The organism is Algoriphagus sp. AGSA1 (assembly GCF_021390545.1).
Classification (GTDB): domain Bacteria; phylum Bacteroidota; class Bacteroidia; order Cytophagales; family Cyclobacteriaceae; genus Algoriphagus.
In genome coordinates this window covers 220,503-235,579 of record NZ_JAJUWR010000002.1, presented here as the reverse complement: position 1 = coordinate 235,579, position 15,077 = coordinate 220,503, and the positions used below count along the sequence as shown (strand labels likewise).

Here is a 15,077-nt window from a genome sequence, read left to right as displayed (position 1 = left end):
TTTAAAATTATTGCCAGCCTCCGCCCAGAGCCCTATAAAGATCAATGGAAGCGTAAAACTTGTCCCTTTTGATTTCAACAAGATCTAACTGGCTTTGAAGCAGTATGCCCTGCGCGGTTATTACTTCCAGGTAATTTGCAACGCCGTTTTCAAACAACAGGTCCGCATTTTCCACCGCGTGCTCAAGAGCCTCCACACGGGAAAAAGCAATATTCTGTCGCTGTGTGGTTTTTTCTATTCTAACCAGCGCATCTGATACTTCCTTGACTGCAGTAAGGACGGTTTCCTGGAAAGTGTAAACTTGTTGCTCCCTCTGGATCTGTTCTGTTTGTAAGGAAGTTTTTAGCCTTCTGCGGTTTAAGACAGGTTGCGCCAGGCTACCGCCCACCACACCAAATACCGATCCCGGAAAGTTAAACCAATTTACAGCTTCAAAAGCACTGAGCCCCGTAGAGGCAGTGATTCTAAGCGAAGGATACATCATTGCTTTGGCAACCCCCACTCTCCCATTGGCGGCTTGGATGCCGAGTTCTGCTGCTTTTACATCCGGACGCGCCCCCAGCAGATCCGCAGGAATGCCTGTCTTGATCACATCCGGCAAATTTTCCTGAAACCCGCCCCGCTCTATTGAACGAGGAGCTACGCCAGTCAATGTACTTAACAAATTTTCCTCTACCGCTATCTCCCCTTCCAGATAGGGGATCAACTGTTCGGCATTTTTCATTTGCGCAGTAGCTTGGTCTTTTGCCAACGTGGTCACCAAGGCTGATGCAAACTGCAAATCAATGATCTCCTTGGTCCGCATACTAAGTTGCAGATTTTGCTTTGCCACTTCCAGCTGCGCATCAAGTTTGAGTAGATTATAGTAGCTTTTGCTTATAGAAGCCACAATCCCCGTCTGCAGTGCCTTGGAGGCCTCTCCTGTCTGCAGGTATTCAGCAAGTGCAGTTTGGGTTTGCCTACGTATTTTCCCCCAGATATCAGCCTCCCAACTCAGCATTCCCTGAAGCTGGTAATCTTCAAGACTTTTCCTTTCCAAAAATAAATCTGTGCTGATCCCATTTAGGGAATTGTCAGAAAACCGGGAGGAAGTGGCCGTAACCAAAAGATCGAATTCAGGCATATTTCCCTGTTTTGCCCTTTTAAAATTCAACTTGGCCGCTTCTATATTCTTTCTGGCAATCAGCAGATTATTGTTTCTCTCCAAGCCGCGCTCTATCAAAGAAACCAAGCTAGGGTCTTTAAAGAACTCATTCCATAGGATAGTGGAATCATTAGAGACATGCGATGCTTGGCTCCCTCTATATATTTCCGGGAAAACATCATCTGGCACACCTATATCTTCAGATGCCTTGCACGAAGCCAGCCACCCAATCAGGAGAAGGGGTATTATTTTATAATTGAAAGATTTCATTTTATGAGGTTAGTGTGTTACAAGTACTTTTGGTTCTTCTGCATGTGACCCTGCTGGTTTGGTGATACGTTCATGCAAATGCTGGAAAACGACAAACAAAAGCGGAATGATCATAAGCCCTAGGATCACTCCTGAAATCATCCCTCCTGCTGCCGCGATACTGATCGAATGATTACCCAGTGCAGATGGGCCTTTTGCAAACATCATCGGGACAAGACCGACTATAAAGGCCAAGGATGTCATCAAAATAGGACGAAGCCGGAGTCTCGCCCCTTCGATAGCCGCATCAAACAAGGTTCTCCCTGCTCTTCTTCGTTGCACCCCAAATTCTACAATCAGGATAGCGTTTTTGGCCAAGAGGCCAATCAACATGACAAGTGCCACCTGGACATAAATATTGTTTTCAATACCTGTAACTCCTATGGCCAGGAATACTCCTAAAACGCCCGTAGGAATAGAGAGTATAACGGCCAAGGGAAGGATATAACTTTCGTATTGGGCAGAAAGCAAGAAGTAAATGAATAGAAGTGAAAGGAGAAAAATGATCAAGGATTGGCCTCCGGAACCAATCTCTTCCTTGGTCATTCCTGTAAATTCCATGGAATAACCGTTGGGCAACTCATGGGCCGCCACTTCCTGGACTGCCAAGAGTGCATCCCCCGAACTGAAGCCCGGTGCGGCAACGGCATTAATACCAATAGAATTGAAGAGATTGTACCTGGAGACTGTTTCCGGTCCATACACCCGCTCAAGTTTAGCCAGGGTATTCACCGGCACCTTCTCGCCTTGACTGTTTTTCACAAAGATCCCGGCAAGTGAGAATTCATCGACCCTATCTGATTTTTCGGCTTGGATCATCACACGATAGTATTTCCCAAATCGGTTGAAATCCGACGCCTGCATACTTCCATAGTATGCCTGAAGGGTCTGCAGCACCTCCCGTACGCTTACCTGCAACTGGGCGGCCTTCACCTCATCCACCTCGATCGTGTATTGAGGATAATCAGATTTGAATGAAGAAAAAGCAAATCCGACTTCTTCCCGCTCCATAAGCTTGCCTATGAAAGCGGAGTTTACTTCGCTGAACTTTTGCAAGGAACCTCCGGATTTATCCTGAAGTACAATCTCAAGCCCATCCACATTACTGAATCCAGGTACCGTAGGGAATGTAAACACAAAGAAATTTGCTCCTTTTATTTGGGAGAATTTCTGGTTTACCTCCGCCATGATGTCATTGATCTCACTGATCTCTCCCCGCTCCTCTACCGGCTTGAGCAGGATAAATATGACTCCGGCAGATGGACTTGCGGATTCTGTGAGAATATTGAAGCCGGACATCACATTGAGCGATGCGTGAAAGTCCATATCCCTAAGGACATCCTCTGCTTCTTTCATCACTTCAGTGGTACGCTCCAAGGACGCACCTGCGGGCATATCAAGAGATACCGCTATAAATCCTTGGTCTTCTGATGGAATAAAACCAGAAGGGGTGATCCTGATCATTACCACTGTGGCCACTGCCACCAGTGTCAATGCTGTTACGCCCACCCATTTGTGCCGGATCAGCAAGCGGATCCCACCTACATAATTATTGGTGAGCTTCTCGAAACCTGAATTGAACCCTACGAAGAATTTCTCTCTATAGGTTAATTTTTTACGACCAGGAGTACCGTGATGCTTGTCTTTCAGAAACAATGCCGCCAAAGCCGGGCTCAGTGTCAGTGCATTCACCGCTGAAATGATAATGGCGATAGCAAGGGTAAAGGCAAATTGCTGATAGAATACACCCGTGGAACCTTCCATAAAACCAACCGGAAGAAAGACCGATGCCATGACCAAGGTGATGGAAATGATCGCCCCTGTAATCTCGCCCATGGCGCTCCTAGTGGCCGCTTTGGGTGAAAGGTGCTCAAGTTCCATCTTGGAATGGACCGCCTCTACTACCACAATGGCATCATCCACTACTATCCCAATCGCCAGAACCAGCGCAAACAGCGTGAGCAGGTTGATCGAGAAACCAAAAAGCAACATGAAGAAAAATGTGCCAAGAATCGCCACCGGCACTGCAATAGCTGGGATAAGCGTAGAACGAAAATCCTGGAGGAATAAAAAGACCACCAGAAAGACCAGCACAAACGCCTCAATTAACGTAGTGACCACTTGGGATATGGACTGGTCCAGTGAATCTTTCGTATTGTAAAGAATGAGATAGCCTACACCCTCAGGAAAATCTTTCTCGGCCTTCTTCATCAACTCACTTATAGCAATCTGAATTTCGCTGGAGTTGGATCCTGCAATCTGAAACGCTGCGATATTGACCCCCTGCTTTTCATCAACCCTGGTGAAATTTGTATAGGAATAAGCCCCAAATTCTATTCTAGCCACATCCTTTAACCTCAGAACCGTACCGTCGGGATTGGCTCTGACTACCAGGTTTTCATAATCTTCAGGCTTGTTGAGTTTTCCTTTATACTTTACCACATACTCAAATGCCACATCGCTACTTTCACCAAGTTTCCCTGGGGCAGCTTCCAGACTTTTGTCCTGTATGGCCGCAGTGACTTCTGCCGGAGTAAGGTTATAGGCCGCCATCTGGCTGGGATCCAGCCAAACTCTCATCGAGTAATCTTTATTCCCCCCAAAAATCATGGATTGCCCTACCCCCTTGATCCGTTTGATCTCGGGAATAATATTGATCTGGGCGTAATTGGCCAGAAATGTCTGATCATAGGTTTCCGGATTTGTTGAAAACATAGAAACCACCATCAACAAACTGTTCTGTTGCTTGAATGTGGTGATTCCTGCCTGCACCACTTCGGCTGGCAATTGGCTTGTGGCCTGGGATACACGGTTCTGGACATTTACTGCCGCCTGATCCGGGTCAGTCCCAAGCTCGAAATATACTTTGATGACCAAGGAGCCGTCATTGCTAGCTGTTGAAGTTATATGGCTCATGCCTTCTACGCCATTGATGGATTCCTCAAGAGAAGGGGCTACCGATCTCAACAACGTCTCCGCATTGGCACCTGGATACAGGGCTACGACCTGTACTGCAGGCGGGGCAATATCCGGGAACTGCTGAAGAGGTAATTTGAAAACCCCAAGCACCCCCAGAATAACCAATAGGATAGATATGACAGAAGCCAAAACCGGCCTGTCTATAAATTTTTGAAACATCTGTTTAATTTGATTTAAGGATTGGCGGGATTTATTTTTGGATTTCCGGAGTGATGGGCACACCATCTTGAAGCGTCTCAAACCCCTTGTAAACGATTCTATCCCCTGGCTTCAGCCCACTGGACACCAAGTAATTATCTCCGGTGATCCCGCTGACCTGTATTGGTTTCCTAACTACATGATTTTGATCGTCCACAGTGACCACAAAGATTTTATCCTGGATTTCAAAAGTCGATTGCTGAGGAACCAATATAGCCTCGGCATGCGGATGGGTGAGCAAGATTCTGCCGGTATTTCCTGATCGGAGTAAACCTCTTTTATTTGGAAAAGTTGCTCTGAAGGTGATCGTGCCCGTGTTTTTATTAAACTGTCCATCCACCACATCCACTTGTCCCACGTCCGAATACTTGCTATGGTCTGCGAGTATTAAAGTGACCGGTGGAAGGTTTTCGATTTTTTCCGACAAAGTCTCTCCTTCATATTGATCCGTGAACCGGATAAAATCTGTCTCTCCAAGAGCAAAATAGACATGGACTTCATGAACATCGGACAGGGTAGTGAGTGGGCTTTGGTCTGTCGGACCGACGATTGATCCCTGTTTCTTAGGCAATCTACCGATGTAGCCACTTACAGGAGCTTGAATTTTAGTGTAACTCAAATTGATTCTGGCAGACTCTACCTGGGCCTTTGCCTGTTCCAGGCTGGAGAGTGCCATTTGCCGGCTGGCTTCCAGTGTTTTCAATTGAAAATCCGAAACTACTTTTTTCTCTACCAGAGGTGTATATTTAGCCACTTCCAGCTCACTGTGAACTAAAGCGGCCTCTGCGGCATGTTGATTGGCCAAAGCATGATTAAGAGCTTCCCGGAAAGGGAGGTCGTTGATCTCAAAGATGGTTTTCCCCTTCGATACGTATTCTCCTTCATCCACTAATATCCGCTCCAGTGTTCCGCTTATCTGAGGGCGCAGTTCTATATCAACGCTGCCTTCAATGGTGGCTGGATATTCCAAGGAGGTCTCCGCTGACGACTTTTGAATGGAAAATACCGGTAATTCCGGGGGGCTAGTGGCAGCTTGGTCAGTGGAGTGAGCAGGACTGCAAGCGTATAATGCTAGAACAACCCCAAGGCTTAAGAATAAATTTTTCATTAAAATAGTTGATTTAGTAAGTTGATCATTAGACAAATAGACGGGTAGATGGAAAATATTGGAGAACATATAAAACATTATTAATATATTTAACACTGTTAAGTAAATAGCTGATAAGGCGTATGAAATTCGTATAAGAGTTACGTTTTGGGTTTCTAATGGATAAGGGAATAAAAGTGATTACTTCTGTATTCTATCGGTATTAGGAAAATTAACACCGTTAGAAAATGGATAAAAATTTTTTAAATGGTTTTAATAATTCCTATAATGGCATCTTTTAGTATCTGTTTGTTCATTTCTTGCGTAAGTCCTTTTCCTACCAAATTGATTGACAGTAATCCATGGATCACGGAAAAGAAGCTGAAATATTTCTGTTGACAAATGCCGGAGTCTCTATGTCTCTCAGAAAGCAACTTGGTGATTACCGGACAAAATCGCTTAGAAGGCAACTGCGCCTCTGGCACCATCCCAATGCAACAGGTCATTTCCACACCAAACATCACCTGATAGATCTCTCTGTTTCGAAGACCAAATTCCCAAAAAGCCATCCACATGGCCTCAAGCTGTGCTTCGGGAGTACCATGCGCATCTTGGGCCTGCTTCAACACTTCATCCAAATCCTTAAACCCGATACTGGTCAACTCATTTAAAATAGCCTCTTTATTTGTGAAATATTCATAGATAATAGGGGCTGTATATTCAATCCTGTCGGCAATCTTGCGCATGCTCAGACCATTCCACCCATCTTCTTTGACAATCTCAAATGCTGCCTTAAGAATATTGCTTCTGGTCTCTTCTTTTAATCTAGCTATGCGTTCCTTACTTCCCATCACTTTATTGAATTAAACTACTTAACAGCGTTAAGACGTTTTAGTTCCTTAACCTTTATTTTTTTTTAATTATTCTTTGGATAATGTTGGTGAAAGAATCTGAAGACCTGAATAAGTAGGCATGCCATCTTCTAGGTTGTCCCCATTCGAAGTACAAGCATACATCTTCATTCTTCCGTCTTGAACCTGCCCGTCCGGTAGGCAGGCCTGGCATGCCTGAGACTTTTTCAGCAAGCCCTAAGTATTCTAGCTTACTCAATGGCCAAAACTGCTGTAAAAAGTAATCAATTTTACAGCAGTCCTACTCCTTTTCAAGAAACTCTACCATCTCATCGACAAGCTCACCCTTACCTTTTTCCAATCTATCAAGAAATACATAGTGGGTTCCTGGTATTTCAATGATCCGTCTTTCTATAGTTGGGGGCAAGTCCTCATCAAACGCCTTCAAATCTTCAGGACGTGACCAAAAGTCAAGTTCAGTTCTGATTATTAATGATGGAGCGTAAATGTCCCTAGCTGTCCAGTATTTCCGGCCTTGGGACATATAAAAACTCTCCTCTCGGTAGCCGCCTGGAACTGTCATCTTGGTGGTATCCTTTCCAAAACTTACCGCTGTATTCCTATAGCCTTCCATGACCAAAGAATCTCTCCATTCATTTTTATCTGAAACAGGAATGGTCTCCATCCATTTACTCACCAGACCCTGTCTATCCGAAGTCCTGAACAATCCACCCTTTTTGAACTTCGTCGTATCTTCTTCTTGCCAAAAAAACTGTTTTAATTCCCAGGGCGCATCGGTACCATACAGTGAATTCAAGGAGATAAAGTGTGCTAAATCAGCGGAATTCCTTGAGGCAAAATATCCTGCCCAATGCCCGCCTGTAGCCCATCCAAAAAGAGAAATCTTATCCACGTGATCTTTCTCTTTGATAAAATCCACCACACTTTTGATATCATCGTAAGCTTCTTTATGGTTGCCTATTACCAATATGGAGTCATTTTCATCATATTCCGGCAATGTGGATGCTTCCCAGCCTCTAATATTCATCATATACACTTTGATTCCTTTTGCGGCCAATAACTTGGCAAAAGAACCATTAGGAACATCCACATCAAATGAAGCAATGACTCCTGGCCCACCTCCATGAACCAATAAAAGAGGATATGGGAACAAGGTGTCACTTAAGGGATCCTGAAACTCCCTCACAAAAATTTTAACACTGTCCGTGCTATTTATCAAGTAATCTTGATGAGCGTTACGGGTTCCAATCTCGGTTTGCTCACTGCAAGCAATAATGAAAATTGACAGCATAAGTATGAATGGCAGCTCTCTCATAACCTTTTATTTTTAAGTACTCTGAATTTTGGATTATAAACCATCACAGACATTCGCTCATAGTACAATCCTGTGGGATGTGATTGATTTTATTTTTTTTCCTATGGCTAAAGCAGTCTTAAACTCTATAAGGAATTCCATTTTTGGTGAATTCCCACAATTTGGATTTGATACTATGATGGTCATAACTCAGCTCTTTCAGGTTTAAAAGCCTATTTTCCCAATTTATAACTATTCACATTCCCATTAACTGATGAATCAGTCTATCCGCATGGGCTTTTGCGGATCTTGTTATCTCTTCATCGGTGTAGCCATCAGCCTTTGAAGCTCTGAAGGAATAAATAGGGTCAATGAAGTTCATTTGGGCGAAGTAAGAGGTTTGCTCCAGATTCTTGCAAAATTCATAGACCCTAAAGTGGTGCTTTTCCAAGAGTGTATAATCTTTTTCTTTTCCTCCCACTGTAAAACTCGCCAGGAAGTTTTTCCCTTTTAGTTTGTCCCCCTTTGAACCGAAAGCAAATTGGTGCTCAAATACCACATCAAACCACTGCTTCAAAATAGCCGGCATATTGTACCAATAAAACGGATATTGGAACAACACAGTATCATGCCTTACTAAAAACTCCTGTTCCACCTTGGGATCAATTTTAAAGTCAGGGTACAATTGGTGTAAATCCCGTATTTCTATCTCCACATTGCTTTTCTCCAACTCTTCAATAATTGTTTTGTTGGCAACGGACTTTTCGAAAGTCGGATGTGCCAGAATGATCAACGTCATACTATAATTATTATAGTTGCAAAACTATTTTTAGGAATTTACTTTTACAATAACTATCCAAATGGATAGGCGTGAAAAAACACCCTATGAAATCGAGCCTGCCTGCCCTCCGGAAGGCGGGCCTACCGGTCAGGCAGGCATGACGCAAGCGACACACACTGGGATGATTATAATGTATGTGAGATTCCATATGACCATTGGAAAACAATTATAAACACATGAAAACAGAATGCCTCAGCGAATACGTGAAGCTGAACCAAAAAGCCTATCCCTGCACAGTCAGCCTGACGATGGATCTGGTGGGAGGAAAATGGAAAGCGGTCATACTTTACCATCTGAAAGACGGGGCAAAAAGGTATAGCGAACTACGCAAGGAAATGCCTTCGGTGACCGAAATGACCTTGAGCCTACAGCTGAAACAATTGGAAAAAGACGGTATGATATCCAGAAAAGTTCATGGGAAAAAGCCCCCTATTAAAGTGATTTATAGCCTCACTGAACTGGGTAAAAGTTTTGTCCCTATTCTGGAGGCCATCACCCAATGGGGCAACGAATTGGTCATCCGAAAAGGGGAATTTATCCAAAGACAGTAGCGTAATGTTTTTTCACTTTGGTATTAGCCTACCAAAAATTGTTCTGTAGTAATTATATAAGACTGTATTGTTCACAATAAAAACCAACAAACCACACCACTTAGCCAATGCTTGCCAAGAACATAACTGACCAATCCACAATAACAAGTAATGATAGGCTGAGAAAAGAAATCGAAGAAATCATCTGTCTGTCAGATCAGGAGTTCGCTTTTGTCTTGGAGCATTTTCAAAAAAGGCACCTTAAAAAACACCAAATCGTACTTCACGAAGGAGATTTGGCACAGCACGAGTACTTTGTTTTGGATGGTCTGATGAGGGTCACAAAACTGGACTCTAACGGAAAAGAACACATAGTGCAGTTCGGCATGGAAAACCAGTGGATTACTGACTCGGAAGCCTATCACAAACAATCAGCGGCATCTCTGACTATTGATTGCCTAGAAAATACCACAGCCTTTTCCCTGACCTTGGCACAAAGAGAAAAGATGTGTCAGGCACTTCCAAAAATGGAAACATTCTTCTTAAAAAAAACCACACTTAACCTTCTTGCATTACAAAAACGGATTCTTTGCTTTTTAAGCAGCAATGCCAATGACCGCTATCACCATATTCTTTTAGTTTATCCCGGATTGGCCCAAAGAGTTCCCAAGGCGATGATTGCCTCCTATCTAGGCGTAAGCAGGGAGACCCTTAGTCGCCTATCCAAAACGAATGCATGACATGTGATATTCCTCACATCAATTCATTGACAAATGTCCTGTCCAGAAAATCCGGTTATTCAGAATTTTATGAAAAGGATAATGGAATTGATCTGACCCTAAGCCTGTCCCCATTTCAGGGGGCAGATTCTTCCATAGGAAATCAATCCATGATTATCCTTTTCAAAATAAAAATTGACTGTAAACTAGATTGGTATGGAATTTAGAAAATTGGGAAAATCAGGTTTAAGTGTTCCAGTATTAAGCCTTGGAACAGGTACTTTTGGAGGTACAAATGAGTTCTTTAAAAGATGGGGACAAACCGATGCAAGGGAAGCCACCCGCTTAATAGACCTCTGCATTGATAATGGGATCAACTTTTTTGATACAGCAGATGTGTATTCCACTGGAGATTCGGAAATCGTATTGGGAAAAGCCCTTAACGGGAAAAGAAATCAAAGTCTGATTTCTACGAAGGCCACCTTCCAAATGGGAGATCAACCGAACGATAAGGGTTCCTCTCGATACCACTTGATAAATGCATTGGATGCCAGTCTGCATAGATTGGGAACAGACTACATCGATTTATATATAATGCATGGCTTTGACAGCAAAACTCCCATAGAAGAAACGCTTACGACTCTTGACGCTATGGTGAAAAGCGGAAAAACCAGGTATATCGGTTGTTCCAATTTCGCCGCCTGGCAATTGATGAAATCGCTCTCGGTTTCTGAAAAATTAAATCTTGAAAAGTACATCGTTTACCAAGGGTATTACTCCCTGATAGGAAGGGACTATGAGCAGGAATTAATGCCGCTTATGGAAGACCAGGGATTGGGACTGATGGTTTGGAGCCCACTGGGATGGGGCAGGTTGACCGGTAAAATAAAACGTGGAATGGAATTGGAAGAAGGAAGAATCAAATCTGGCGGAGACATTGGATCACCTCCTGTAGAAGAGGAAAGGCTTTATCAAGTGATAGATCAACTAGAACATATCAGCCGGGATACCGGAAAATCAATTCCCCAGATTGCGATAAACTGGCTACTGCAGAACAAGACTGTTTCAAACGTGGTGATCGGAGCACGAAATGAAAAGCAGCTTCTGGCAAATATTGAAGCTGTTGGTTGGCAGCTTTCGGAAGAACATCGGCTCCTTCTCGACGAAACATCGGCTCAAACCCCGATTTACCCGCACTGGGTCGGGGAAAGATAAAAAATTTAATCATTAGATTTAGTTGGATTTAACCAGAAATCAACAAATCATTCCATTGATTTTCTGACGCTTATAAAGAACAATGATTTTGGTCGTTTTGAAATTCTATGATAATTTAGAATAACATGTCCCCAATCCGACATCTCAATCGTCATTAGGATGAACTTAATCAATATAACAAAATGAAAGAATTCGCATTAATTTTCAGACTAAAAGACATCGCAGATTTCAAACCTTCCCCGGAACAAATGCAGGAGCGTATGAACTGGTTGGGAAGCATTGCCGCCCAAAACAAACTGGTAGATAAAGGGAACACTTTGCTTCCAATGCCGGGAAGTGCCAAAACAGTAAAAGCAGATCAGGTGGTGACTGATGGGCCATATACCGAAATCAAGGAATTTATCACAGGATACATTGTCGTAAAGGCAGACACGATCGATGAAGCGGTGGAAATGGCAAAAGGCAACCCCATCTTTAAAATCGGGGGGAATATTGAAGTCAGGGAAGTGTTGAAACGTGATTAGAATTGAAGGGAGCTGAATCACATATAGCACTCATCCCTCACCTTTTCCGACTGGAATATGCAAAGATGACGGCAGTATTATGCCGTCATTTTGGTTTAAAGCACATTGAAATCGCTGAGGATATAGCAAGTGACACTTTTCTTAAAGCATCTGAGCAATGGGCTGTACAGGGCATACCGGACAACCCCACTGCCTGGCTCTATACAGTAGCTAAAAACAAGACTAAGGACTATTTCAAACATCTCACTGTTTTTGAAACCCAGGTCAAGAGTCACATATATCAGGATCTGGTTGAAATACCTGAATCTTTTGATCACCAAGGGCTGATCTCCGACAGTCAGCTGGCAATGATTTTTGCTGTTTGTAACCCCGCCAACTCAAAAGAAAGCCAAATCTGCCTTGCCCTGCAGATTCTTTGCGGATTTAATGTGGATGAAATCTCAAATGCATTTTTAACAAAAAAAGAAACCATAAAAAAACGTCTTCACAGGGCAAGAACCAATCTTAGAGATGACAGTTTTCAATTGGGGGCATTGGGTGAAAAAGAGATTGAAATGCGCTTATCCACTGTTTTAAAAACCTTATATCTGCTTTTCAATGAAGGCTATTTTTCTAATACCAACACCCTGCCCATCAGAAAGGAATTTTGTACTGAAGCTATTCGCTTGACCTTGCTGTTGACCGAAAACCCATTGACTAATTCCTCTGAAGTGAATGCTTTGCTGGCCTTGATGTGCTTTCAAAGCTCCCGATTGGAAGCTAGAACAGATGATTTCGGCGAAGTTATTTTATTTGAAAATCAGGACAGAAACCTTTGGGACAGCTCCCTGATCAATAGAGGGAACTATTATCTGGTTCAGGCAACAGGCGGCGAGGCGATATCAAAATACCATTTGGAGGCTGGAATAGCCTATTGGCATACCACCGAGGGAGAGAATAAATGGCGAAATATACTGCAGCTCTACAATCAGCTGATTGTTATCGACAACAGCCCCATTACTGCCCTAAACAGAATTTATGTCCTTTCACAAGTGCATGGTGAAAAACGCGCAATTGTAGAAGCTGAAAAATCAGAGCTGAACGAAAACAGCTACTATCATTCCTTATTGGGCTATTTGTATTCCAAATCCACTATTGGAAAATCAATCTACCATTATAAGCGAGCGGTGGAGTTGACTAAATCCACATCCGGAAAACAAACGCTGGAAAAAGAGCTCATGAAATTGCAAGAACTTATGCCCGACGATTATCAAATATAAACACACAATGATAAGTTTTTTTGATGCGGACATGCAAAACAATTTCTTTGAACGCATAGAGCGGATCAATGTGAAGAGCCATGCTGCATGGAGATAAATGAATGTTTATCAAATGGCATAGCATAATACCTAAGGCTCCTTGCAATCTACTTAACTCACTGTTAACCAATGGTAGTTTAACAAAAACATAATATAAAAATCCTGAAACCGACTGTTTCCAGCTTTTCCCGGTTTTTGTATGTTAAATTTTTAGTGTTAATACACCTGAATATCATCGGGTTATAAAAACATCAAGAAAACCCAAGTAATCTTGATGAGGATTACGGTTTCCAATATCGATAATTAACTATAAAAACAGGTGATCCCACCTAATAAATGCGGTGTTTCTCTATCTCTCTGACATCTTACATGTATAGTTCGAATACACCCCTCGCAACCTCATCACCAACTGACTATCCGGCGTATTCCTATTCAAAAAATGAATACCCAATGCCAAAACTCAGGGCAAAGTCCTCCAAGTTTTCAAAGTCAATGGTTTTAACGCCTCCCCTGAAATGAACCCGCTTCGCATTGACAATCAGTCCAACTTCTACCATGGGCTTTATAACTTCTCTATCGGTGAGAGAGACCCAATCTGTCTGGTAAAGTACTCCATCTGTATCATACATCGTCATTTTCTGCCACTCGCGAATATAGCTAATGCCTCCGCCAAGATAAACCCAGACCGGATAGCTTATCTTTTTGGTCATGCCAAAAATCACATCCATAGCCCCTGATCTTATATTGCCCTCAGCCCTTACATCTCTATATTCCATGGGACCCGAGAAGGATCCATCTTCGTTCATGGTATAGTCGGCAGAGGACAGCAATACATCGGTGTCCAGACGATAGGTCATGTAAAATCCCAATTTTCTATTCTTCAATCCCCCAAAGCTTATCCCTATATTGGTGACTGTATCGTGTACAAAGGCCAGGTAATTGAGATCAGGTCTATGGTATCGCTTCAGTCTTCTCTCTACAGAACGGATTTCTGACCTGTAGTCAACCTCCGTGTTCAGCTGCCCAGCCCTGTTATAATAGGTGATGGCATTGCTGAGCGGATTATAGTATTTTTCCCTGCTGTTAGCTTTGGCCACCCGTTCATATGTAGCGATGAGTAGCCCATCGGCATATTCCACATCGGCTTGGTCCAGCGCATATTCATCCTTTAATTTATCCAGGTAATATTCCATCCTGTCCACATCTCCTTTGATGGCGTATTCCTCTCCAAACTTGATCATGGAATTTCTCAGTATCTGTTCGGCCTCTCCCCTATGGTTTTTAATTGTACCTCCACTGAGGTATTCCTCAAGGGAATCAATGGTATCGGTCTCCCTTGCCAGTCTCCAGGCCTCCTCATCGGCCGCCTTTGCCAAACCACTCCGCGCATCGGGGTCTGAGGGTCTAATTTCAAGCGCTTGATTAAACCTGCTCATGGCCAGCGCAAAGTTGCCTGAAGCAAGGCTTTCATTTCCGGATTTAACCGCATCTTGGAACTTTTGAACCTGTTGCATTTCCGGTGTCTTGTTGACTGCATTCCTTAAGGGAATAGACGAAGGGTCTTTTTGGATTATGGGATCATCCAGGATTGCCATTGCCGCCTCGTATTCACCGGTGACGATATAAATATCCAGCGCATTTAGGGCATACTCGATTTGGGATTTATCCATTTTCCACAGTTCTTCCCATTGGGCTGCCGACTTTTCAGCCTGCCCCTGCTCTTGCCATTGGGCAGCCTCGGAAACTAAAGCGGTACGTTCTATAAGCTCTTCTAACTCGCTGATTTTTTTATCCAGCTGTTCGTCCGACATTCCTTTTGCTTTTTCCAACCAGTCAGCGGCCTTTTCCAATTCCCCGATTTTCATAAAGCCGTAAGCCGTGTAATAATAGCCATCCCCGCGAAAGGGCTCTTCTATTACCAAGTCGGGTCCGAGAACCAGTACATCGTCCCACTGCTCTTTTTCCATCAGTGCGGCCATCCTGCTTTCCAACCGGACAAATTCGGAAGTCTGCGCTGAAACCATCCCTGCGGAAACGATTGCCAAAAGCGTAAAAAAGATTCTCATA

12 protein-coding genes are annotated in these 15,077 nt (G+C 43.3%); 5 read left to right on the top strand and 7 right to left on the bottom strand.

Features of this window, described 5'->3' with window-relative positions; genetic code table 11:
• Window positions 1-7: 7 nt before the first annotated feature.
• The 6 genes from LZF95_RS02100 to LZF95_RS02075 all read right to left on the bottom strand — a co-directional run bounded on the left by LZF95_RS02100 (window position 8) and on the right by LZF95_RS02075 (window position 8,682).
• Window positions 8-1,414, bottom strand: a complete 1,407-nt coding sequence (locus LZF95_RS02100; RefSeq protein WP_233753334.1) for an efflux transporter outer membrane subunit — start codon at window positions 1,412-1,414, stop codon at window positions 8-10.
• A gap of 9 nt (window positions 1,415-1,423) precedes the next feature.
• Window positions 1,424-4,591 (bottom strand): efflux RND transporter permease subunit, encoded by a 3,168-nt coding sequence (locus LZF95_RS02095; protein ID WP_233753333.1) that lies wholly within the window; start codon window positions 4,589-4,591, stop codon window positions 1,424-1,426.
• Between the two features lie 31 nt (window positions 4,592-4,622).
• Window positions 4,623-5,738, bottom strand: a complete 1,116-nt coding sequence (locus LZF95_RS02090; protein ID WP_233753332.1) for an efflux RND transporter periplasmic adaptor subunit — start codon at window positions 5,736-5,738, stop codon at window positions 4,623-4,625.
• 242 nt (window positions 5,739-5,980) lie between these two features.
• Window positions 5,981-6,568 (bottom strand): TetR/AcrR family transcriptional regulator, encoded by a 588-nt coding sequence (locus LZF95_RS02085; protein WP_233753331.1) that lies wholly within the window; start codon window positions 6,566-6,568, stop codon window positions 5,981-5,983.
• A 301-nt stretch (window positions 6,569-6,869) separates the two neighbouring features.
• Complete coding sequence (locus LZF95_RS02080; RefSeq protein WP_233753330.1) at window positions 6,870-7,904, bottom strand: alpha/beta fold hydrolase; 1,035 nt, start codon at window positions 7,902-7,904, stop codon at window positions 6,870-6,872.
• Window positions 7,905-8,139: 235 nt separating this feature from the next.
• Window positions 8,140-8,682, bottom strand: a complete 543-nt coding sequence (locus tag LZF95_RS02075) for an NAD(P)H-dependent oxidoreductase (protein WP_233753329.1) — start codon at window positions 8,680-8,682, stop codon at window positions 8,140-8,142.
• Between the two features lie 218 nt (window positions 8,683-8,900).
• On the opposite strand from LZF95_RS02075, the gene LZF95_RS02070 reads away from it, so the two are divergent.
• From LZF95_RS02070 to LZF95_RS02050, 5 genes are all read left to right on the top strand, one after another.
• The gene (locus tag LZF95_RS02070) at window positions 8,901-9,275 is read left to right on the top strand and encodes a helix-turn-helix domain-containing protein (RefSeq protein ID WP_233753328.1); all 375 of its coding nucleotides are present in this window, start codon (window positions 8,901-8,903) and stop codon (window positions 9,273-9,275) included.
• Window positions 9,276-9,382: 107 nt separating this feature from the next.
• Window positions 9,383-9,994 (top strand): Crp/Fnr family transcriptional regulator, encoded by a 612-nt coding sequence (locus LZF95_RS02065; RefSeq protein ID WP_233753327.1) that lies wholly within the window; start codon window positions 9,383-9,385, stop codon window positions 9,992-9,994.
• Between the two features lie 195 nt (window positions 9,995-10,189).
• A complete protein-coding gene (locus LZF95_RS02060) occupies window positions 10,190-11,188 on the top strand; it encodes an aldo/keto reductase (protein ID WP_233753326.1) in 999 nt (332 codons plus the stop codon).
• Window positions 11,189-11,370: 182 nt separating this feature from the next.
• Window positions 11,371-11,712 (top strand): YciI family protein, encoded by a 342-nt coding sequence (locus LZF95_RS02055; RefSeq protein ID WP_233753325.1) that lies wholly within the window; start codon window positions 11,371-11,373, stop codon window positions 11,710-11,712.
• Window positions 11,713-11,777: 65 nt separating this feature from the next.
• Entirely contained in the window at window positions 11,778-12,971 is a 1,194-nt protein-coding gene (locus LZF95_RS02050; RefSeq protein ID WP_233753324.1) for an RNA polymerase sigma factor, read from the top strand.
• A 467-nt stretch (window positions 12,972-13,438) separates the two neighbouring features.
• Here LZF95_RS02050 and LZF95_RS02045 read toward each other — a convergent pair whose 3' ends face one another.
• Complete coding sequence (locus LZF95_RS02045; RefSeq protein WP_233753323.1) at window positions 13,439-15,076, bottom strand: lipopolysaccharide assembly protein LapB; 1,638 nt, start codon at window positions 15,074-15,076, stop codon at window positions 13,439-13,441.
• Window position 15,077: the final 1 nt, after the last annotated feature.

Coding starts and splice junctions, on each gene's coding strand:
- LZF95_RS02060 (WP_233753326.1), top strand. CDS start 10,190: ATGGAATTTAGAAAATTGGGAAAATCAGGTTTAAGTGTTCCAGTATTA.
- LZF95_RS02070 (WP_233753328.1), top strand. CDS start 8,901: ATGAAAACAGAATGCCTCAGCGAATACGTGAAGCTGAACCAAAAAGCC.
- LZF95_RS02075 (WP_233753329.1), bottom strand. CDS start 8,682: ATGACGTTGATCATTCTGGCACATCCGACTTTCGAAAAGTCCGTTGCC.
- LZF95_RS02090 (WP_233753332.1), bottom strand. CDS start 5,738: ATGAAAAATTTATTCTTAAGCCTTGGGGTTGTTCTAGCATTATACGCT.
- LZF95_RS02065 (WP_233753327.1), top strand. CDS start 9,383: ATGCTTGCCAAGAACATAACTGACCAATCCACAATAACAAGTAATGAT.
- LZF95_RS02080 (WP_233753330.1), bottom strand. CDS start 7,904: ATGAGAGAGCTGCCATTCATACTTATGCTGTCAATTTTCATTATTGCT.
- LZF95_RS02085 (WP_233753331.1), bottom strand. CDS start 6,568: ATGGGAAGTAAGGAACGCATAGCTAGATTAAAAGAAGAGACCAGAAGC.
- LZF95_RS02055 (WP_233753325.1), top strand. CDS start 11,371: ATGAAAGAATTCGCATTAATTTTCAGACTAAAAGACATCGCAGATTTC.
- LZF95_RS02095 (WP_233753333.1), bottom strand. CDS start 4,591: ATGTTTCAAAAATTTATAGACAGGCCGGTTTTGGCTTCTGTCATATCT.
- LZF95_RS02050 (WP_233753324.1), top strand. CDS start 11,778: ATGACGGCAGTATTATGCCGTCATTTTGGTTTAAAGCACATTGAAATC.
- LZF95_RS02045 (WP_233753323.1), bottom strand. CDS start 15,076: ATGAGAATCTTTTTTACGCTTTTGGCAATCGTTTCCGCAGGGATGGTT.
- LZF95_RS02100 (WP_233753334.1), bottom strand. CDS start 1,414: ATGAAATCTTTCAATTATAAAATAATACCCCTTCTCCTGATTGGGTGG.